Origin of the sequence: Xanthomonas sp. NCPPB 2586, assembly GCF_041475775.2 — a bacterium.
Taxonomy (GTDB): Bacteria; Pseudomonadota; Gammaproteobacteria; order Xanthomonadales; family Xanthomonadaceae; genus Xanthomonas; species Xanthomonas campestris.
On record NZ_CM192981.1, the window covers coordinates 3840419 to 3859561 of the forward strand.

Below are 19143 nucleotides of genomic sequence, written 5' to 3' on the forward strand. Positions count from 1 at the left end.
CGACGCGAACTGACAACCGCGCTCACCGCCAACCACTCACGCATTCGAGCTCAACAGCCCAGCGCCAACCGGTGATGCATCAAGCCGGAAACACCCCGTAATGCCGCGCAGCCAGCCGCAGTTGCTGGCCTGCCGTGATGGTGCCCGCTGATGCCGGCAGTTCCACTTCCACTTCATTGCCCGCCGCGTCCAGGATGGCGCGCACCCGCAGGCGGGCGCCGCTGCGTTGTGCCCAGGCCACGGTGGCCGGCCAGCCATCGGCGTCCGGCACCAGATCCTCGGGGCGCACGTAGACTTCTACCGGGCCCGCAGCCAGTGCGGGGTTGGCCGACGGCAGCGCATGACCGGCCACCTGGATCTGGCCGTGCGCGAGCACGCCCGGAATCCGGTTCACCGCACCGACGAACGAGTACACGAACGGCGACGCTGGCGTGTCGTAGACGCGCGCCGGCGTATCGAGTTGTTCGATCCTGCCACGGTTGAGGATGGCCACGCGGTCGGCCAGTTCCAGCGCTTCTTCCTGATCGTGGGTCACGAACACCGTGGTCAAGCCGGTTTGCTCGTGCAATTCGCGCAGCCAGCGGCGCAGGTCGCGGCGCACCTGTGCATCCAGGGCACCAAAAGGCTCGTCCAGCAGCAGCACGCGCGGCTCGATCGCCAGCGCGCGCGCCAGCGCCACGCGCTGACGCTGCCCACCAGACAACTGGGTCGGGTAACGCTGCTCCAGGCCCTGCAACTGCACCAGCGCCAGCAGCTCTTCCACGCGTGCGCGGATGCGCGCTTCGGCCCAGCGCTCCTTGCCGCGCCGCACGCGCAGCCCGAACGCGATGTTCTCGAACACATCCATGTGCTTGAACAGCGCGTAATGCTGAAACACGAAACCCACCCGCCGCGACTGCACGCTCATGCGGGTGGCGTCTTCGTCGCCGAACAACACCTGCCCGCCGTCGGCATGCTCCAGCCCGGCCATGATGCGCAACAAGGTGGTCTTGCCCGAACCGGACGGCCCCAGCAGCGCCAGCAACTCGCCCTGGCGCACGTCCAGGGTGATGTCGTCCAGTGCGGTGAAGCTTGCGAACTGCTTGCGCAGATGGCTGATACGGATGCCCATGATCACCTCAGTGGCGGTGGTTGGCGGCGAGCGCATCGCCATGCCGCCATTCCAGATATGTCTTCACCGCCAGGGTCAGCAGCGCGGTCAATGCCAGCAGCGAGGCGCATGCAAACGCGGCGCTGTAGGCGTATTCGTTGTAGAGAATTTCCACGTGCAGCGGCAGCGTATTGGTGCGCCCACGGATATGCCCGGACACCACCGACACCGCGCCGAATTCGCCCATCGCCCGCGCCGCGCACAGCAGCACGCCGTACAACAGGCCCCAGCGGATATTGGGCACGGTCACGCGCCAGAACATCTGCCAGCCGTTGGCGCCCAGGCTCAGTGCCGCCAGTTCCTCGTCACTGCCCTGCTGCTCCATCAGCGGCATCAGCTCGCGCGCGATGAAGGGAAAGGTCACAAAGGTTGTCGCCAGCACGATGCCCGGCAGCGCAAACACAATGCGCGGCAGCTGGATCAGCACCACGCCCAGCGCCGGCAATTCCACCCGCCAGCCTTCATCGATCAATGGCCAGGCCCAACCGTTGCGGCCGAAGATCAACACGAAGATCAGGCCCGCCACCACCGGCGATACCGAGAACGGCAGGTCGATCAGGCTGATCAGCAGGCGTTTTCCCGGGAATTGATGCTTGCTCACCGCCCATGCGGCGGCCACGCCGAACACCAGGTTCAGCGGCAATACCACCGCGGTGACCAGCAAGGTGAGCTTGATCGCCGACAGCGCATCCGGATCGACCAGCGCGTGCAGAAACGTCGCCCAGCCACCACGCAGCGCCTCGGCGAACACCAGCACCAGCGGCAACAACAAAAAGGCCAGCAGGAAGCCCAAGGCACCCAGAATCATCAGCCACTGCACCCAGCGCGGCTCGCTGGTGGCCGACTCGGTGATGCGGCGTGCCTGTCGGGCAGTGGCAGTGCTTTGCAGCATGGTGGGCAGCGGCGAAACGGCGTCGGTCATGCGCTGCTCCGTTGATAGCGCAACAGGCGTGCCTGCAGTGTATTGACCACCAGCAGGATCACGAACGACAGCAGCAGCATCGCCGCGGCAATCGCAGTGGCGCCGGCGTAGTCGAACTCCTCCAGGCGAATGGTGATCAGCAGCGGCGCGATCTCGGTCGCGTTGGGCAGGTTGCCGGCAATGAAAATCACCGAGCCGTATTCGCCCACGCCGCGCGCAAACGCCAGCGCAAAGCCGGTCAGCACCGCCGGCCACAGTACCGGCAACACCACCCGCCAGACCGACTGCCAGCGCGAGGCGCCCAACGTGGCCGCGGCCTCCTCGATCTCACGCTCGCTCTCGGCCAGCACCGGCTGCACCACCCGCACCACGAACGGCAGCCCCACGAACACCAGCGCAATCACGATGCCGAGCTGCGTATAGGCCACCTTGATGCCAATCGCTTCCAGCCAGCGGCCCACCCAGCCATTGCCCCCATACAGCGCCGTCAGCGCGATACCGGCCACCGCGGTCGGCAAGGCGAACGGCAGGTCGATCACCGCATCGAACAGGCGCTTGCCGGGAAAGCGGTAGCGCACGAACACCCAGGCCACCCAGGTGCCCATCACCGCGTTGAACGCACCGGCCGCGAATGCCGTGCCGAAACTCACCCGCAGCGCCGACAGCACGCGCGGCTCGCTCCAGACCCGCCACAGGCCATCCCAGCCCAGCCCGCTGGTCTTGATGAAGACACCCAGCAACGGAATCAACACGATCAGCCCCAGCCAGGTCAGGGTGATGCCCAGGCTCAGTCCAAGACCGGGCATCACGCGTCTGCGCGATGCCCGCGCCGGAGGGGGTGCAACCGACATCTGCATCGCCTACTTGCTGGCCTGGATCTGGTCGAACAACCCACCATCGGCGAAATGTTCCTGCTGCGCCTTGTCCCAGGAGCCGAATGCCTCCTGGATGGTCACCAGCTTGATGTCAGGGAGCCGCGCCAGGTCATTGCGGTCGGCAAATTCCGGATGGCGCGGGCGGTAGAAGTGCTTGGCGGCCAGCTTCTGGCCTTCCGGTGCATAGAGAAACCGCAGATAGGCTTCGGCCACATCGCGTGTACCGTGCTTGTCGACGTTCTTGTCCACCAGCGCCACCGAAGGCTCGGCCAGGATCGACAGCTTCGGCACCACGATCTCGAACTTGTCCTTGCCCAGCTCCTGGCTGGCCAGCAGGGCCTCGTTCTCCCAGGCCAGCAGCACATCGCCAATGCCGCGCTGGGCAAAGGTGGTGGTGGCGCCGCGTGCGCCGGTATCCAGCACCGGCACGTTGCGGAACAGCGCGCGCATGTAGCGCAGGGTGCGCTCGCGGTCGCCCTTGAAGATGTGGTCCGCGTAGGCCCAGGCCGCCAGATAGTTCCAGCGTGCACCGCCGGAGGTCTTGGGGTTGGGCGTCACCACCGACACGCCGGAGCGCAGCAGGTCCGGCCAGTCCTTGATGTTCTTCGGGTTGCCCTTGCGTACCAGAAACACAATGGTCGAGGTGTACGGCGCACTGTTGTCGGGCAGGCGCCTTTCCCACGCGGTGTCGATCAGCTCGGCCTTCTGCGCGATCGCATCCACGTCGTAGGCCAGCGCCAGCGTGACCACGTCGGCCTCGATGCCATCGATCACCGCGCGCGCCTGCTTGCCGCTGCCGCCGTGCGAGGTCTCCACACTGACGGTGTCTTGCGGATGCTGCTGCTTCCATTGCGCAGCAAAGGCCGTGTTGTACTCGCGATAGAACTCGCGGGTGGGGTCGTAACTGACGTTGAGCAGATTGATCTCACGGGCGGCGGCCGGGCCGGCCAGGGCCAGCAGCGTGCCGAACACCGCGGCAATCAGGCGGAAGCGGGAATGGGTCACAACGATCTCCTGGCCGATGGGGCGCAGCCTGAACAGCAAGCATGCCATGCTGCGCAGCGGCACGCGGCCGGTGAAATGACATCCAAGCCTGCGCTTATGCCAATTTTGCATGACGTAGTGGTATGCCACCGTGATCGTTAAAATTGCGCCTCTTCCTGCCACTGCGATCGCCATGACCAACGCTCCCGCCGCGCTGACCGCCCATTACGCCGCCGAACTGGAATCAATCCAGTCCCAGGGGCTGTTCAAGTCCGAGCGCATCATCACCGGCCCGCAGTCGGCACAGATCACGCTGGCCGACGGCCGCAGCGTGCTGAACTTCTGCGCCAACAATTATCTTGGCCTGGCCGACCATCCGGACATCATCCAGGCCGCCAAGGATGCACTGGACACGCACGGCTTCGGCATGGCCTCGGTGCGTTTCATCTGCGGTACCCAGGACCTGCACAAGCAGCTCGAACGCACCATCGCCGACTTCTTCGGCACCGAAGACACCATCCTCTACGCCGCCTGCTTCGATGCCAACGGCGGCCTGTTCGAGCCGTTGCTCGGCGAGCATGACGCCATCATTTCCGATGCGCTCAACCACGCCTCCATCATCGACGGCGTGCGCCTGTGCAAGGCCAAGCGCTTCCGCTACGCCAACTGCGATATGGCCGATCTGGAAGCACAGCTGCAGGCCGCCGACGCCGCCGGCTGCAAGACCAAGCTGATCACCAGTGACGGCGTGTTCTCGATGGACGGCTTCATCGCTCCGCTGGATGAAATCACCGCGCTGGCACGCAAGTACAACGCGCTGGTGCACATCGACGAATGCCACGCCACCGGCTTTTTGGGCGCGACCGGGCGCGGCTCGGCCGAGGTCAAGGGCGTGATGGACCAGATCGATATCTTCACCGGCACGCTGGGCAAGGCAATGGGCGGCGCGTTGGGCGGCTTCACCACCGCCAAGCGCGAAGTCATCGAACTGCTGCGCCAGCGCTCGCGGCCGTACCTGTTCTCCAACTCGCTGCCGCCGCACGTGGTGGCTGCCGGCATCAAGGCCTTCGAGATGCTGGACGCGGCCGGCGAGCTGCGCACGCAGCTGGTGGAAAACACCCGCTACTTCCGCGAGCGCATGACCGCTGCCGGCTTCGACGTGAAGCCCGGCGTGCATCCGATCAGCCCGGTCATGCTGTACGACGCACCGCTGGCGCAGCGCTTTGCCGAGCGCCTGCTCGAAGAAGGCATCTACGCCATCGGCTTCTTCTTCCCGGTGGTGCCCAAGGGGCAGGCGCGCATCCGCACCCAGATCAGCGCCGCGCACACCCGCGAGCAGTTGGATCAGGCGATCGACGCCTTCACCCGGATCGGTCACGAGCTCAAGGTCATCGGCGGCTGAGCATGCGCACGGTGCTGCGCCAGCGCCTGCTGCTGGCTGCGCAGACCGATGCGCAGGCCCAGTTGCAGGCAGGCGGTTGGGAAACCCGCTGCCTGCACTGCCGGCGGCGCCTGTCGGTGCGCGCCGATGGCGAACCGCTCGGGCACACCACGCTGGAACACGTGGTGCCGCAGGCCTGGTTTGGCCGCCGCGCGGCAGCGCCGCTGTGTGCCCAGGTGGGAGACGACCCCAACGACGCACGCAACCTGGCGCTGGCCTGCGCCAGCTGCAATCACGCCAAGGGCCGCCGGCACGATGCCAACGGCGCAGGCGACGCACGGGCCGTTGAGGTGGTGACGGCCTTGCTCAACGCGCGGCTGGCGCGCTGGCGGCCTGTGCCGCCGGTGCCAATGCCCTGACTTCGGCAGCGCTGAGCAGACGCCAGCTGCCCTTGCCCAGCTCGCCCATCGCCAACGGGCCGATCGCCACGCGCACCAGGCGCAAGACACCAATCTCCAGTGCTGCGAGCAAGCGACGGATCTGCCGGTTGCGGCCTTCATCCAGCACGATTTCCAGCCAGGCATTGCGCTCACCTTCGCGCAGCACACGCACCTGCTTGGCGCGCAGCAGGCTGCCATCGCTCTCGGGGTCGGTATCGGCCACGCCGTCGTGCATGCGCGCCAGCTGCAGCGCATCCGGGCGGCAATCCACCTGCACGTGATAGGTCTTGTCCGGGCCGGTCGCCGGGTCGGTCACGGCGGCGGCCCATTGCGGGTCGTTGCTGAAAAGCAGCAGCCCCTCGCTGGCCTTGTCCAGCCGCCCCACCGGTGCCAGCCATGGCAGCCCGGCGCCGTCGAAGCAGCGGTAGACGGTGTCCCTGCCCTGCTCGTCGCGCACCGTGGTGACCACGCCACGCGGCTTGTTGAGCATCAGGTACAGCCGCGCGGGTCCGGCCAGGGGCTGACCATCGATGGCAATGCCGTCGTGTTGATCCGCGCGCAGCGGGAACTCCGGATCGCGCACCACCCGGCCCGCTACGCTGACCCGCCCATCGGCAACCCAGCGCGCAGCCTCGGTCCGCGAACACACGCCCAGCTTGGACAGCACCCGCGCCAGACTATGCCGCGGCGTGGGTGTGGCGCTGCCTGCACCAGCGCGCGCGCCAGCGGGCGCCTTGCCAGCACGGCGTTGCCGGGATGCTGCCGGCGCAGGTCGCCGGGGCATCGCGTCCGCTCCGGGGCTTACTTGTTCTCGACCGGCTTGGCGTCGGCCGCCGGGGCCGGCGTCGCTGCTGCAGGCGCTGCGCCGGCAACCGGACGCGCCTTGACCACGCGCACGCCGCGCGCCTTCATCCAGGCGTCGAACTCTTCGGCCGTCATGCGCTTGCCGTTCTGGCTCATGTCGAAGCGCCACGGGGTGTTATCGAACGCGGTGGTGGCCTTGTAGGCCGCCGGATCGTTCGGATTGACGGTGCCGCCCGCCGGCATGGCCTTGGCCAGGTCCTGGCAGCCTTCCACGCGCAGACGCAGCAACACGCGGTCCACCGACTGCTCGCTGGTGTAGGGCTGCGCCAGCACGCCGGTGGGCATGCCCAGCTGCACGCTGCGGGTGTAGAACTCGGCGGCCGCCGGTGCGATCACGGTAGCAGGCAGCGGCAGTGGCTGGGACACCGTGCTGCCAGTGCAGTTCGGAGCGGCGTAGGCGGCGGGAATCAAAGCGAGACAGAACAGTCCTGCCGTAGCGGTACGCAGCATCGTGAATTCTTCCAATGGGTGGTATGTCGACGCGGCGAGTGTAGGCAGCGATGAACGCCGTTTCAACCGGAACCGTGCCTGGATCGCAACACAGACAGGATTTGCGCCGCAGGGCGGCGCGATTGCCGGCCCCACAAAGACAAAACCCGGCACGAGGCCGGGTTCTGTATGAAGCAGCTAGCAGTCCAATTAGTTCTGGACGTTCAGCTCGGTACGACGGTTCTTCGCACGGCCTTCCGGATTGTCGGAACCATCCGGGTTGGCGTTCGGAGCAATCGGACGGCTCTCGCCGTAGCCGATCGGGCCAACCAGACGCGACGCATCAACGCCGTTCTTGGTCAGGTAGTCATACACGGTCGTCGCACGACGCTCGGACAGCTTCTGGTTGTACGCGTCGGTGCCCTTCGAGTCGGTGTGACCGGCAACCTCGACCTTCAGGTCGGGGTAACGCTTCAGGATCTCGGTCGCTTCGCTCAGGATCGACACAGCATCCGGACGCAGGGTCGACTTGTTGAAGTCGAAGTTCACGCCCTTCAGGTCGATCGACACAGGCACCGGGCAGCCGTCCGGACCGATGGTCTGGCCAGGCTGGGAGGTCGGGCACTTGTCGTCGCAGTTGTTGACGCCGTCACCGTCGTCATCCAGATCGGCGCAGCTCGGAGCAACCGGAGCCGGAGCCGGCGGCGGAGCCGTCGACGGAGCAGGTCCCAGCGGGATCACGACGCCGACCGAAGCCAGCACGTCGCCGAACCAGTCTTCCTGCGGAGCAGCAACGCTCTGGTCATTGAAGTCGGCGCGGTAGGCCAGTTCTGCACGCACGGCAACGCGCTTGTCGAAGGTGGTCTGCAGACCGACACCAGCCTTGGCGGCAAAGTTGCCGTCCTTCTGCTGGCCCGGCGAAACCGGGTTCGGGGTGGCGTCGAACTCTTCTTCCGAACGCTGATAGCCCAGACCGAACAGCAGGTAGGGGTTCCAGCCGCGGCCTTCGGCGATGAAGTGGCGACGCAGGTCGAACGAGATGCCGTACTGGCTCCAGTTCTGGTCCTGGTTGGCATCGAAGTTCGGGTTCTGATAGTTCAGCTCGCCGTCGATCGACCAGTTCGGGCTAACGAACTTGCCCAGACCCAGGGTGACGAACGGAGCATCATTGGTCAGACGATCGCTGTCCTGGAAGTTGAAGCCAGCGCTACCGGTCAGGTACCAACGGTCATCGAACTCCTGCGCGGAAGCAGCCTGGGCAACCGCCAGACCGCCGAGCAACGCGGCAGTGAGAATTTTCTTGTTCATGTATACAGCTCCTTCTTTGGGAGATAAACCGATAGAGGCGTTGTTCTTGGTAAAAGATGCTCGTCACATCCAGAGCCATCGGGGCGCAGATTAAGCCGGGCTTAGTGAAGATCGCGTTAACGGTCATATAACATGTGAAAGCAAATGCCGCCCGCCGCAAACGCTGCTAATCCTACGTATACAGCTTTATGAGGAGTGCGACCGGGCGCCCAGTTCGGACATGCAGTGCAGATGAACGCCACCCCAATTTACCCAGTTGAATACGTCGGTTGAACGCCTTGGGCAGGTGCGTGAAGACCGTGTCCAAGTGCACGTTGGTGAACGGAAAGGCCCGCCCGACCTGAATTGTGGGGTTGGTGGTTGCGGGGAACTTCCCACACAACGCACCCTGAACTCCCCACTAGGAGCGCTCCGATGAAAGCCGTCGCCCTCACCCATTACCTCCCGATCGACGACCCCGCGTCCCTGCTTGACATGGACCTGCCAGCGCCATCCGCACCGGCCGGGTATGACTTATTGGTACGTGTCGAAGCGGTGTCGGTGAATCCGGTCGATACCAAGCTGCGCGCGCCCAAGGCGCAAACCCTTGCCGCACCGAAGGTGCTGGGCTTCGACGCCGCTGGCGTGGTTGAAGCCGTGGGCCCGGACGTCACCGCGTTTGCGGTCGGCGACGAGGTCTATTACGCAGGAGATAGCGGGCGCCAGGGCAGCAACGCCGAATATCACTTGGTGGATGCGCGCATCGCCGGCTGCAAGCCGACGTCGCTGAGCTTTGCGCAGGCCGCCGCGATGCCACTGACCACGCTCACTGCGTGGGAGTTGCTGTTCCAGCGCATGCCGTTCGCGTTCGACGGCGCGCGCAACCGTGGCAAACACCTGTTGATCATCGGCGGCGCGGGCGGCGTGGGATCCATCGCCATCCAGTTGGCGCGGCATGCGGGCTTCACCGTCATCGCCACCGCGTCGCGGCCGGAAACCGTTGAATGGGTCCGACAGATGGGCGCGCAGCATGTGATCGACCACCACCAGCCACTGCACCCGCAGTTGCAGGCGATCGGCCTGGACCAGGTGGACGCGGCGCTCAACCTGGCCGATACGGACCGCTACTGGGCGCAACTCGGCGAGATCCTGGCGCCGCAGGGGCATGTGGGGCTGATCGTGGAGCCACGCGGCCCGTTGCCGATTGGCGACCCGTACAAATCCAAGTGCATCGGCATCCACTGGGAGCTGATGTTCACCCGTGCGCGCTATGCCACGGACGACATGGTCGAGCAGCACCGCATTCTCAATCGCGCGGCCAGCCTGATCGATGCCGGCGAGCTGCGCACCACCCACACCGAGACACTTTCGCCAATCTGTGCGCAGACCCTGCGCGAGGCGCACCGCCGCCTGGAAAGTGGCAGCACCATTGGCAAGCTGGTGGTGGCTGGTTGGTGATGGCTGGTGCGCTTGGTGGGTGGAGCTGCGGCGGCGATGTGAGCCTCAGCTACGCGCTTATGGTTGCGGGTTGCGGGTTGCGGGTTGCGGGTTGCGGCATGAGCGTGCCCTCCCGCCCGCCAAAAGACCGTTATCGCGACACAATTTTTGACGGTCATGCGCTGGCTTGTTTCGATCTGTGGCAGCCCCGAGTACATGTTCGCGCCCAGGTGAGCTCCTACGTGGTCCAGATTGCCTTTCGACAGCGAGCGGTGGCCAGTCCTCGACGGAGGACGCGGCGAATACTCGACACCGTAGCGATCTACGTGTTGCGTGCCTGCCTGGAACAACCAGACGCGCTCCACGTCGTAGGAGCGCACCCGGGCGCGACCGGTAGGAATGGCCAGGTTTGGTCGGATGGATGCACAGCACCCTTCCGCCACCCAACATCTTCACGAGCGGCACCAGCAGCGCCGCTCAGACGCAACTTCCGACAACCCGCGCAAGGCATGCAGCCGCACGCTGCCGCGGAAGATCGAGGCGAGCCCGCCCAAACCCTGTCACGCGCCCCTCCGGCACTGCCGACGGCGCCACACCCGCACCCAGGGCTTGCCGACGCGGCCGTTTGCCTGCATCGTGCGCACTCCGTACGCCAGCGTATCCTTAGTTATGTCGCCCGCCACCGGCCTGTCCGACTCCCCGTTCCCGCACCTGTTCGCCCCGCTCGATCTGGGCTTCACGCAACTGCGCAACCGCGTCCTGATGGGCTCGATGCACACCGGTCTGGAAGACCGTGCGCGCGACTTCCCGAAGCTGGCCGCGTATTTCGGCGAACGTGCGGCTGGCGGCGTCGGGCTGATCGTCACCGGTGGGTTCTCGCCAAATGTGGTGGGGTGGCTCAAGCCGTTCGGCGGCAAGCTGTCCTGGCCGTGGGAAGTACGCCCGCATCGGCAGGTGACCGCGGCGGTGCATGCGCACGGTGCCAAGATCTGCCTGCAGCTGCTGCATGCCGGGCGCTACGCCTACCACCCCTTGTCGGTGGCACCTTCAAAGCTCAAGGCACCGATCAACCCCTTCACGCCGCGGGCGTTGTCGGCTGGTGCGGTGGATCGCCAGATCGGCGCCTATGCACGCGCCGCACGGCTGGCGCGCGAGGCCGGCTACGACGGCGTGGAAGTGATGGGATCGGAAGGTTATCTGATCAATGAATTCACCGCCGCGCGCACCAATCAGCGCAGCGACGCCTGGGGTGGCGATGCCGCCAAGCGCATGCGGTTTGCGGTGGAAATCGTGCGCCGTATCCGCGAGGCCTGTGGGCCGGACTTCATCATCATCTACCGGTTGTCGCTGGTGGATCTGGTGGACGGCGGCAACCAGTGGCAGGAGATCGTGGCGCAGGCGCAGGCGATCGAGGCCGCCGGTGCAACCATCATCAACTCGGGCATCGGCTGGCACGAAGCACGCGTGCCCACCATTGCCACATCGGTACCGCGCGCGGCCTTTGCCGGCGTCACCGCCAAGCTCAAGCCGCACGTCGGCATCCCGGTGGTGGCGACCAACCGCATCAACATGCCCGAAGTGGCCGAGCGCATCCTGGCCGATGGCGCGGCCGATATGGTGTCACTGGCACGCCCGCTGCTGGCCGACCCGCAATGGGCCAACAAGGCCCGCGCCGGGCAGTCGCACACCATCAATACATGCATCGCCTGCAACCAGGCCTGCCTGGACCACGTGTTCGAAAACAAATTGGCCAGCTGCCTGGTCAACCCGCGTGCCGTGCACGAAACCGAACTGGTCTACACACCGACCACCGCGCCCAAGCGCGTGGCCGTGGTCGGTGCGGGCCCTGCGGGCCTTGCCTGCGCGACCGTGGCTGCCGAGCGCGGCCACCAGGTGACCCTGTTCGATGCGGCCGATGAAATCGGCGGGCAGTTCAACGTGGCCAAGCGCATCCCGGGCAAGGAAGAGTTCCAGGAAACCCTGCGCTATTTCGACCATCGCCTGCAGGCCACCGGCGTACAGCTGCGGCTGCGCACGCAGGTGCAGGCAGGCGACCTGCAGGCATTCGACGAGATCGTGCTGGCGACCGGCATCGAGCCGCGCCGCGTGGATTTCCCCGGTGCGGATCATCCGATGGTGGTCAGTTATCTGGACGTGGTGCTGGGCCGGCATGTGGCGGCCGACAAGGTCGCCATCATCGGCGCGGGCGGCATTGGCTTCGATGTCGGCGAATTTCTGGTGCACAGCGGTGTGTCGCCGTCGCTGGACGTGGCGCGCTGGATGGCCGAATGGGGTGTGGACCCCAGCTTCGAAACGCGTGGTGCACTGGCCAAGCCGCAGCCGGAACCGCCGGCACGCCAGGTCTGGCTGTTGCAACGCAGCCCGGGGCGCCCCGGCGCGCGCCTGGGCAAGACCACCGGCTGGATTCACCGCGCCGCCCTCAAGGGCAAGGGCGTCAAGATGCTCGGCGGGGTCGAGTATCTGGGTGTGGACGACACCGGCTTGCGCATCCGCGTGGATGGTAGCGAGCAAGTGCTCGACGTAGGCACGGTGGTGGTGTGTGCCGGACAGGAGCCACGCCGCGAGCTGCTCGCAGCCCTGCAGGCGCTTGGCAAGCAACCGCATCTGATCGGCGGTGCCGACGTGGCCGCGGAGCTGGATGCCAAGCGCGCGATCAACCAGGCCAGCCGGCTCGCGGCGCAGCTGTAGCGCTGCACGCCCAGTACTTCGCGCTGCCGCGTCGTGCCTCGACGCGGGCGGGCGAGCGGGCATTCATCGGCTGCCGCTAGGGAACCTCTGAACAACGCACCACAGATACGCGACACTACCCGCCTGATGTTGAGGGGTGATCCATGCAACTGACGTTCGGTGACGCTGAGGGCCTGGGCAAGCGCAAGCAGACGCGCCGGGAGATCTTCCTGGCCGAGATGGAGCAGGTCGTCCCGTGGCAGTAATTGCTCGGGCTGGTCGCGCCGCACTATCCCGTGTCGGGCCGGCCAGGTCGGCAGCCGTACGCACTGGCGACGATGTTGCGGATTCATTTGCTGCAGCAGTGGTATGCGTTGAGCGATCCGGCGATGGAAGAAGCACTGCACGAGATCCCGACCTTGCGGCGGTTTGCCCAGCTCGGTGGCTTGGACGACATTCCCGACGAGACCACGATTCTCAACTTTCGCCGCCTGCTGGAGACCCATGGCCTTGCCGCGCGGATGCTGGAAGCTGTCAACGCGCATCTGGCGCGCAAGGGCCAGAGCCTGCGGTCGGGCACGATCGTCGATGCGACGCTGATCGCGGCGCCCAGTTCGACCAAGAATGCCGACCATGCACGCGACCCCGAGATGCGTCAGACCAAGAAGGGCAATCAGTGGTATTTCGGGATGAAGGCGCACATCGGCGTGGATGAGTTTTCCGGGTTGGTGCACCACGTCCATTGCACGGCCGCCAACGTCGCCGACGTCACGGTGACGCACGCATTGCTGCATGGCAAAGAAGACAGCGTGTTTGGCGACAGCGGCTACACCGGTGCGGATAAGCGCGAAGAACTGCAGGACTGCGAGGCTGCATTTTTCATTGCTGCCAAGCGTTCGGTGCTTCAAGCCATCGGCAACAAGCGGGAGCGTGCTCGGGAACAGCGTTGGGAACACTTCAAGGCCAGCGTGCGTGCGAAGGTGGAGCATCCGTTCCGGGTGATCAAGCGCCAGTTCGGTTACACCAAGGTCCGCTATCGCGGCCTGGCGAAGAACACCGCGCAGGTGCTGACGCTGTTTGCGCTATCGAACCTGTGGATGAAGCGAAAGCAGTTGATGCCTGTCGTGGGGACGGCGTGCCTGTAACCCGGGCAACACCCTGCAAACGCGCCGGAAACGGCAAAAAAATCGAGGATCTGAGCGCCGTCAGCCTGGCCGATGTAGTTGGGCTCATCCTCCGACGCCGTTGATCAGACCATCCCTAGGACACTGGCGCGGCAAGTCGCGCAGTTCTTCTTCCTGACGCTTCGCTGCGCTATAACGCCGGCATGCACGCGCACCGTCCCCTGCCCTTGCTGCCGGCTCTACCGGCGGCAACACTGCGCGCCTATGCCGGTGCGCACTTCGGCAAGAGCCTGCTCTGGTACACCGGCGAGCTCCTGCTGATCTTCGCGCTCACTGAGCATGCCGGCCTGGATGCAATCGCAGCCGGCTGCGCGGTGGCAGCTGGCCTGCTCCTCAGCGCGGCAATGGGCCTGCTCGCCGCGCGACGTTGGGGCGCGGGCACCAGCCTGGCGTGGGCGGGGCGATCGCAATGGCGCGGCATCGCGCTGGCGGCACTGAGCTTGTTGTTGCTGTTCCTGGTGCCGCTGCTGCCGGCCAGCACGCGCCTGGGCTGCGTGCTGCTGCTCAGCCTGCCCTTCCGTGCTGCCTACGCGGTGGGCGACGTCGCACAGAATGCCTTGTTGGGGCTTGGGCGTTGGCCCTGGCGCGGCGCGCGCGGCGTCAGCGCACTACGGCTGATCGGCAGCGGCCTGGCAGCAGTGTCGATCAGTGCGGCGATCGGGCTGGTGCTGCAGAGCCACCAGCCGTCAGCACCCTGGACCGCGTTGATGGTGGTTGCGGTGGTCAGCAGCATCGCGCTGTTGTCGGCTGCGTGGCTGCGTCAGGCATTGCGTCCTTACACCCAGGCGCTTGCCCCAGCACCACGCACAGTGCCGGTGACAGCTCGGCAGGCCGATCAGCTGTCGACGTTTGCAGTGATGGCGCTGCTGTGCTGTGCCCTGCCCACCTTCACCAAGTTGGCGCCCTATCTCGCGCAATCGCGCATCGGTGCGCCAGGCTGGTGCAGCGCCATTCTGATGGGCTACGCACTGGGAACAGTTGCTGTGCAGCCACTGGCCGCACGCTGGCGCACTAACGCACTGCCGCGTCTTGCAGGCAGCGGCGCGGTGCTGGCGGCTTTGGGGATGAGCTTTGCGGCCGGTGCAGGTCATGCGCTGTGGCTGGACACCGCCATGGCCTTCGGCATGGGGATGGCAGGCGGCAGCGCCGGACAATGGGTCTGGGCGCGCCATGCCGAACTGTCGTGCCAGCAGCCGGCACAGCATGCCGCCGGCGTCGCGCGACTCACCGCCTGCGCGCAGGTGGCATTGGCAATGGGCAGCATCTTGATCGGGCTGATGCTCAATCTCGGGGACGGCCACGGGCGTGGTCACGTCGACCTGGCCTGGGCCATGGCAGCGGGCCCGATGGTGTGCGGAACCGGCTGTCTGCTGCTGGCGTATGCCAACGGGCTACGCAATCGACTCAACCGAAGACCGCTTGCAAAATCGGGGCTCGCGCCGCGCGCTTGATCGCATTGCCCTATGGCATGCAGTGCATGCGAACTTATAGCGAGCCACTGAGTTGACTGCCATGCACCTGGTTGGTCAGGCAGCCCGCTTGGCCTTAGCAAGCGGCATCCATTGCAGCAGCGATCAACGAAACATGCACGCTGGACCTGCGGAGTGATTGCATGGCACGCAACACATGCTCTCTCATCGCTGCGCCGTGCAGCGTAGGCGACATGCCGAGTTCTCCATCGCCGCAACTGCCCAAAGACGAGGAAAACTCTTTACTTCGATTTCGTTCTCGCCAACCGCAACGAGTGCAGCGACCGCACCTTTCGCCCAGCGCAGCGGACTTACATCTACTTGAAGCTGGCTTCTTTGCGTCGAGGGACACGGTGTTGATGCGAACCACTGCCTCTTTGGCTGCTGCATTTTTGAGCACACTACAAAGCGGGCAGTTCGCCTGAGCAATGCGAGCAACCTGCCGAACCAGATTGCGATGTACACGCTGACGGTTTGGACAGACGACTCACCTCGAGCAATGATCCGCGTGCGGCTTCTTCTCACCTGTGTCATGGCATCTCATTGCTTGGTTGCCAATGAGCAAGAACCGTTGTCGACATTCAACGCAGTGCCCATCGCGTGAATTCAGAGCCAGCAATCTGGTTCACCTGGGACCAGATAAAACGATGTCGACTTGCAAGCACCAGCATGCAGAAAGGACGTCGTTTGTCGCCGCACTTCGATCAAGCTTCGATTGAACACGCCGCAAGCGCTGCACGCGCCAGACATTCCAGAGCATAAATCATCATCTGGACACAGCAACCCCGCTCACCGTGGGAAGTTGCTAGGCGACTTCGTACGACAACCCAACAACACTGACGAAATCTGCGATCGCGTGATCGGCAACATTCGGTCTGCGCGTGAAGCACGCATCTACGACGCTCATCACTTCGAACGGAAGAACAAGGCCGAAGCGACAACATGCAGCTTCAACATCGCCACGCCAGACCGTCGATATGAGTCAATCAATTGCTCGCTACCAAACAACCCGCACCGCGCCGCATAACGAGGACACGATCGGAGCACACGCAACACACATGCCCGACTAGCCAAGAGATGACGTCCTGCTGCAGTCGTCACCGCATAACGTACTGACCACTGAAAAGGTGGCGAATCGCTGCGCGCGTTTGTAGTCATCTCAATGCACAACGTCCTACACAGAACAGGCAGGCTACAGACGACATCAACATGTATCTACTGGCAGCTCGCGCGAAAGCGCACACGCCGCACCACAGTTGCCTTACCGCATAACCTCAGCAAATCACGTCACTACATAGCTCGTAAGCTTCACAGCAAACCACATGTGCAGCCAACGTGAATTCCCGCACGTCATCGGTGTGATTTCACGAAGACATCTGTGCAACGCGCGCAAATTATTTGCATCAGCACCGCGTCGCTACAGCAATGCGACGCGCACTGCGCGCTGCGGTGCAGAGACGGTCATCGCCACATCGCTGATCCAGCAAGCAATGACCGCCGTCAACCCCGCCCATTCAGCCAAGATTGTGTGATCGGCGCCTACCTTGCGCCAACTTTTTGACCCGCCTGATTCGGCGGGCACCTTCGGCAGATTCTTCCTTTCGCCGGAGACCGGGCGGCCCGTGACAGGTCGCCTCCCCATGACGCCAAGCCTCCCGCACTGGTGTGTTCGCATTGGACACCCTGTGGATGGGCCCATACGGAGCAAGGAGTTCTATGAAACTGGCCTGGATACTTTGGCTGTCGCAATTATTGCCGCAGCCTGCAGCAGATTCGTTGTGTTTGAGTACCACCGTGTACCTGGAAGCGCGTGATCAGACCTTGCGTGGTCAGCAGGCGGTTGCGGAAGTTGCACTGCGTCGCCTGGACAGTGGTCTGTGGGGCGATTCGATGTGTCAGGTGGTGACCGCGCGCAAGCAATTCGCGCCGACCATCGTGTCACCCGGCACCCAGCTGAAGAACGACGATGCCTGGAACAAGGCGTTGGACGTGGCGCTGGCTGCGGAACGCAATTGGGCGCTACCGGTAGGCCAGCGCAAAGAAATCGTGCCAGGCGCAAGTCACTTCGCTGCCAGCGCCATTGCTAGCCCGAGTTGGCGCAATGCGTATCAGGTGGCCACCATCGGTGACCATACGTTCTACCGCGTGCAGAAACTGCGGCCACGCACCGCGTCCTGACGCGCGCCACGCAGCACGCGATGCCGCTAAGCTTGCGTCTTCGCTCCTGTGTGGACTCTCCATGAAGCTGTATACAAAGCCGGGCGCCTGCTCGCTCGCAGATCACATCGTATTGCGCTGGTCCGGCCTGCCGTTCGAGCTCACTGTGGTCGACGCGGCCACGATGAAGTCGCCTGACTATCTACGCCTGAATCCGGCCGGCGCGGTGCCGCTGCTGGTGGTCGACCAATGGGCACTGACCCAGAATGCGGCGATCCTCAACTATATCGCCGACACCGCACCGCTGACCGGCCTGGGTGGCGACGGCACCGCGCGTAGCCGCGCCGAGATCAATCGCTGGATCGCCTTCGTCAACGCCGATCTGCATCCGACCTTCAAGCCGCTCTTCGGCAGCACGGCGTATCTGCAGGAAGACGCGCTGATCCAGCGCAGCCACGAGGATGCGCGCACCAAACTGCGCACGCTCTACACGCGTGTGGATGCGCATCTGCAGGGCCGCAATTGGTTAGCCGGCGACACGCATACCGGCGCCGCTGCCTACCTGTTCGTCACCTTGCGCTGGGCGCACAAGGCCGGCGTGGACCTGTCCGGCCTGAGCGCGCTCGATGCGTTCTTCCAGCGCATGTTGGCAGATGCAGACGTACAAGCCGCACTGCAAGCCGAAGGCTTGAACTGATCGCGCGTGCAGCAACTGCACGTGATCGTGCACCCAAGGCAGCACTCAGAACGCCGTGCACTAGATGAGTGACCACAAAAAAAAAGCCGGGCAATGCCCGGCGTTTTTCTATCTCATCGCAGCAATCACTCAGCCCAGCAGATGCGACACGCCGCTGCGCTCTTCTTCCAGCTCGGCCAGGGTCTTGTCGATGTACTTCTGGCTGAAGTCGTCGATCGGCAGATCCTTGACCAGGGTGTACTGGCCGTTCTCGGTGGTGACCGGGAAGCCGAAGATCACGCCTTCCGGAATGCCGTAGGAACCGTCGGACGGCACGCCCATGGTGACCCACTTGCCGTTGCTGCCCAACACCCAGTCACGCACGTGATCGATGGCGGCATTGGCAGCCGATGCGGCCGACGACAGCCCGCGCGCTTCGATGATCGCCGCGCCGCGCTTGCCCACGGTCGGGATGAAGGTGCCGGCGTTCCATTCCTGGTCGTTGATCGCATCGCCGATGGATGCGCCATCGGAGGTGGCGAAACGGTAATCCGGGTACATGGTCGGGCTGTGGTTGCCCCATACCACCAGCTTCTCGATGCCGCCGACCGGCTTGCCGAGCTTGAGCGAGAGCTGGCTCAGCGCACGGTTGTGGTCCAGGCGCAGCATGGCGGTGAAGTTCTTCGGGTTCAGATCCGGCGCCGACTTCATCGCGATGTAGGCATTGGTGTTGGCCGGGTTACCGACCACCAGCACCTTGACGTCACGCTTGGCGACCTTGTTCAGGGCAGCGCCCTGCGCGGTGAAGATCTTGGCGTTCTCCAGCAGCAGGTCCTTGCGCTCCATGCCCGGGCCGCGCGGACGCGCACCGACCAGCAGGGCAACGTCGATGTCCTTGAACGCCACTTCGGCGTCGTCGGTGCCGACCATACCGGCCAACAGCGGGAACGCGCAGTCTTCCAGCTCCATCATCACGCCCTTGAGCGCGGCCTGGGCTTTTTCGTTGGACAGTTCCAGCAACTGCAGGATCACCGGCTGGTCCTTGCCCAGCATTTCGCCGGAGGCAATGCGGAACAGCAGGGCATAGCCGATCTGGCCGGCAGCGCCGGTCACAGCAACACGAACGGGTGCTTTCATGGGGTGTTTCCTCTGCTAAAAAGCGTTGGTGGGGTTGCGCGCTGGCGTTGCACGGGGCCTGGC

The 19143-nt window shown here is 64.7% G+C and carries 16 protein-coding genes and 1 pseudogene; 9 read left to right on the forward strand and 8 right to left on the reverse strand.

Going from position 1 to position 19143, the window contains the following annotated elements; genetic code table 11:
• Nucleotides 1-79: 79 nt before the first annotated feature.
• Genes ACCQ09_RS16690 through ACCQ09_RS16705 form a run of 4 tightly spaced genes read right to left on the reverse strand, consistent with a single transcriptional unit; the run spans nt 80 to nt 3952 of the window.
• Nucleotides 80-1111, reverse strand: a complete 1032-nt coding sequence (locus ACCQ09_RS16690; RefSeq protein WP_011036157.1) for a sulfate/molybdate ABC transporter ATP-binding protein — start codon at nt 1109-1111, stop codon at nt 80-82.
• A gap of 7 nt (nt 1112-1118) precedes the next feature.
• Entirely contained in the window at nt 1119-2072 is a 954-nt protein-coding gene (cysW, locus tag ACCQ09_RS16695; protein WP_012439097.1) for a sulfate ABC transporter permease subunit CysW, read from the reverse strand.
• Nucleotides 2069-2929 (reverse strand): sulfate ABC transporter permease subunit CysT, encoded by an 861-nt coding sequence (gene cysT, locus ACCQ09_RS16700; protein WP_040941698.1) that lies wholly within the window; start codon nt 2927-2929, stop codon nt 2069-2071. The genes cysW and cysT overlap by 4 nt, the downstream gene beginning before the upstream one ends.
• 3 nt (nt 2930-2932) lie before the next feature.
• A complete protein-coding gene (locus tag ACCQ09_RS16705) occupies nt 2933-3952 on the reverse strand; it encodes a sulfate ABC transporter substrate-binding protein (protein ID WP_040942379.1) in 1020 nt (339 codons plus the stop codon).
• A gap of 172 nt (nt 3953-4124) precedes the next feature.
• On the opposite strand from ACCQ09_RS16705, the gene kbl reads away from it, so the two are divergent.
• The gene (gene kbl / locus ACCQ09_RS16710) at nt 4125-5333 is read left to right on the forward strand and encodes a glycine C-acetyltransferase (protein WP_040941699.1); all 1209 of its coding nucleotides are present in this window, start codon (nt 4125-4127) and stop codon (nt 5331-5333) included.
• 2 nt (nt 5334-5335) lie between these two features.
• Nucleotides 5336-5731, forward strand: coding sequence for an HNH endonuclease (locus ACCQ09_RS16715; protein ID WP_011036152.1), 396 nt, complete (start codon nt 5336-5338; stop codon nt 5729-5731).
• Here the strand turns inward: ACCQ09_RS16715 and ACCQ09_RS16720 are convergent.
• From ACCQ09_RS16720 to ACCQ09_RS16730, 3 genes are all read right to left on the reverse strand, one after another.
• Nucleotides 5679-6536, reverse strand: a complete 858-nt coding sequence (locus ACCQ09_RS16720) for a pseudouridine synthase (RefSeq protein ID WP_228428157.1) — start codon at nt 6534-6536, stop codon at nt 5679-5681. The two genes, ACCQ09_RS16715 and ACCQ09_RS16720, sit on opposite strands and share 53 nt — an antisense overlap.
• A 17-nt stretch (nt 6537-6553) precedes the next feature.
• On the reverse strand, nt 6554-7066 hold the full coding sequence (locus ACCQ09_RS16725; RefSeq protein ID WP_011036150.1) for a hypothetical protein: 513 nt from the start codon (nt 7064-7066) through the stop codon (nt 6554-6556).
• 189 nt (nt 7067-7255) lie between these two features.
• Nucleotides 7256-8353: an OmpA family protein gene (locus ACCQ09_RS16730; protein ID WP_011036149.1), complete on the reverse strand. Its 1098-nt coding sequence runs from the start codon at nt 8351-8353 to the stop codon at nt 7256-7258.
• A 414-nt stretch (nt 8354-8767) separates the two neighbouring features.
• Here ACCQ09_RS16730 and ACCQ09_RS16735 point away from each other — a divergent pair, with 414 nt between their 5' ends.
• From ACCQ09_RS16735 to ACCQ09_RS16765, 7 genes and pseudogenes are all read left to right on the forward strand, one after another.
• A complete protein-coding gene (locus ACCQ09_RS16735; protein WP_012439101.1) occupies nt 8768-9790 on the forward strand; it encodes a zinc-binding alcohol dehydrogenase family protein in 1023 nt (340 codons plus the stop codon).
• Nucleotides 9791-10438: 648 nt separating this feature from the next.
• Nucleotides 10439-12478, forward strand: coding sequence for an NADPH-dependent 2,4-dienoyl-CoA reductase (locus tag ACCQ09_RS16740; RefSeq protein WP_012439102.1), 2040 nt, complete (start codon nt 10439-10441; stop codon nt 12476-12478).
• 143 nt (nt 12479-12621) lie between these two features.
• Nucleotides 12622-13602, forward strand: a pseudogene (locus ACCQ09_RS16745) (IS5 family transposase).
• Between the two features lie 182 nt (nt 13603-13784).
• A complete protein-coding gene (locus ACCQ09_RS16750; RefSeq protein ID WP_040941702.1) occupies nt 13785-15092 on the forward strand; it encodes a hypothetical protein in 1308 nt (435 codons plus the stop codon).
• Between the two features lie 1340 nt (nt 15093-16432).
• On the forward strand, nt 16433-16642 hold the full coding sequence (locus ACCQ09_RS16755) for a hypothetical protein (RefSeq protein WP_014506829.1): 210 nt from the start codon (nt 16433-16435) through the stop codon (nt 16640-16642).
• A 184-nt stretch (nt 16643-16826) separates the two neighbouring features.
• Nucleotides 16827-17288 carry a cell wall hydrolase gene (locus ACCQ09_RS16760; RefSeq protein ID WP_014506828.1) on the forward strand — a complete coding sequence of 154 codons (462 nt, stop codon included), beginning with the start codon at nt 16827-16829 and terminating at the stop codon, nt 17286-17288.
• 61 nt (nt 17289-17349) lie between these two features.
• Nucleotides 17350-17964, forward strand: coding sequence for a glutathione S-transferase N-terminal domain-containing protein (locus ACCQ09_RS16765; protein WP_228428396.1), 615 nt, complete (start codon nt 17350-17352; stop codon nt 17962-17964).
• Between the two features lie 129 nt (nt 17965-18093).
• On the opposite strand, the gene ACCQ09_RS16770 is transcribed toward ACCQ09_RS16765, so the two are convergent.
• Nucleotides 18094-19080 (reverse strand): malate dehydrogenase, encoded by a 987-nt coding sequence (locus tag ACCQ09_RS16770; RefSeq protein ID WP_011036142.1) that lies wholly within the window; start codon nt 19078-19080, stop codon nt 18094-18096.
• Nucleotides 19081-19143: the final 63 nt, after the last annotated feature.

Excerpts from the sequence above, each read along its gene's own strand:
- ACCQ09_RS16715 (WP_011036152.1), top strand. The coding sequence starts at position 5,336 with ATGCGCACGGTGCTGCGCCAGCGCCTGCTGCTGGCTGCGCAGACCGAT.
- cysT (WP_040941698.1), bottom strand. The coding sequence starts at position 2,929 with ATGCAGATGTCGGTTGCACCCCCTCCGGCGCGGGCATCGCGCAGACGC.
- ACCQ09_RS16735 (WP_012439101.1), top strand. The coding sequence starts at position 8,768 with ATGAAAGCCGTCGCCCTCACCCATTACCTCCCGATCGACGACCCCGCG.
- ACCQ09_RS16750 (WP_040941702.1), top strand. The coding sequence starts at position 13,785 with ATGCACGCGCACCGTCCCCTGCCCTTGCTGCCGGCTCTACCGGCGGCA.
- ACCQ09_RS16770 (WP_011036142.1), bottom strand. The coding sequence starts at position 19,080 with ATGAAAGCACCCGTTCGTGTTGCTGTGACCGGCGCTGCCGGCCAGATC.
- ACCQ09_RS16730 (WP_011036149.1), bottom strand. The coding sequence starts at position 8,353 with ATGAACAAGAAAATTCTCACTGCCGCGTTGCTCGGCGGTCTGGCGGTT.
- ACCQ09_RS16720 (WP_228428157.1), bottom strand. The coding sequence starts at position 6,536 with ATGCCCCGGCGACCTGCGCCGGCAGCATCCCGGCAACGCCGTGCTGGC.
- ACCQ09_RS16740 (WP_012439102.1), top strand. The coding sequence starts at position 10,439 with ATGTCGCCCGCCACCGGCCTGTCCGACTCCCCGTTCCCGCACCTGTTC.
- cysW (WP_012439097.1), bottom strand. The coding sequence starts at position 2,072 with ATGACCGACGCCGTTTCGCCGCTGCCCACCATGCTGCAAAGCACTGCC.
- kbl (WP_040941699.1), top strand. The coding sequence starts at position 4,125 with ATGACCAACGCTCCCGCCGCGCTGACCGCCCATTACGCCGCCGAACTG.
- ACCQ09_RS16690 (WP_011036157.1), bottom strand. The coding sequence starts at position 1,111 with ATGGGCATCCGTATCAGCCATCTGCGCAAGCAGTTCGCAAGCTTCACC.
- ACCQ09_RS16760 (WP_014506828.1), top strand. The coding sequence starts at position 16,827 with ATGAAACTGGCCTGGATACTTTGGCTGTCGCAATTATTGCCGCAGCCT.
- ACCQ09_RS16725 (WP_011036150.1), bottom strand. The coding sequence starts at position 7,066 with ATGCTGCGTACCGCTACGGCAGGACTGTTCTGTCTCGCTTTGATTCCC.
- ACCQ09_RS16765 (WP_228428396.1), top strand. The coding sequence starts at position 17,350 with ATGAAGCTGTATACAAAGCCGGGCGCCTGCTCGCTCGCAGATCACATC.
- ACCQ09_RS16755 (WP_014506829.1), top strand. The coding sequence starts at position 16,433 with ATGTGCAGCCAACGTGAATTCCCGCACGTCATCGGTGTGATTTCACGA.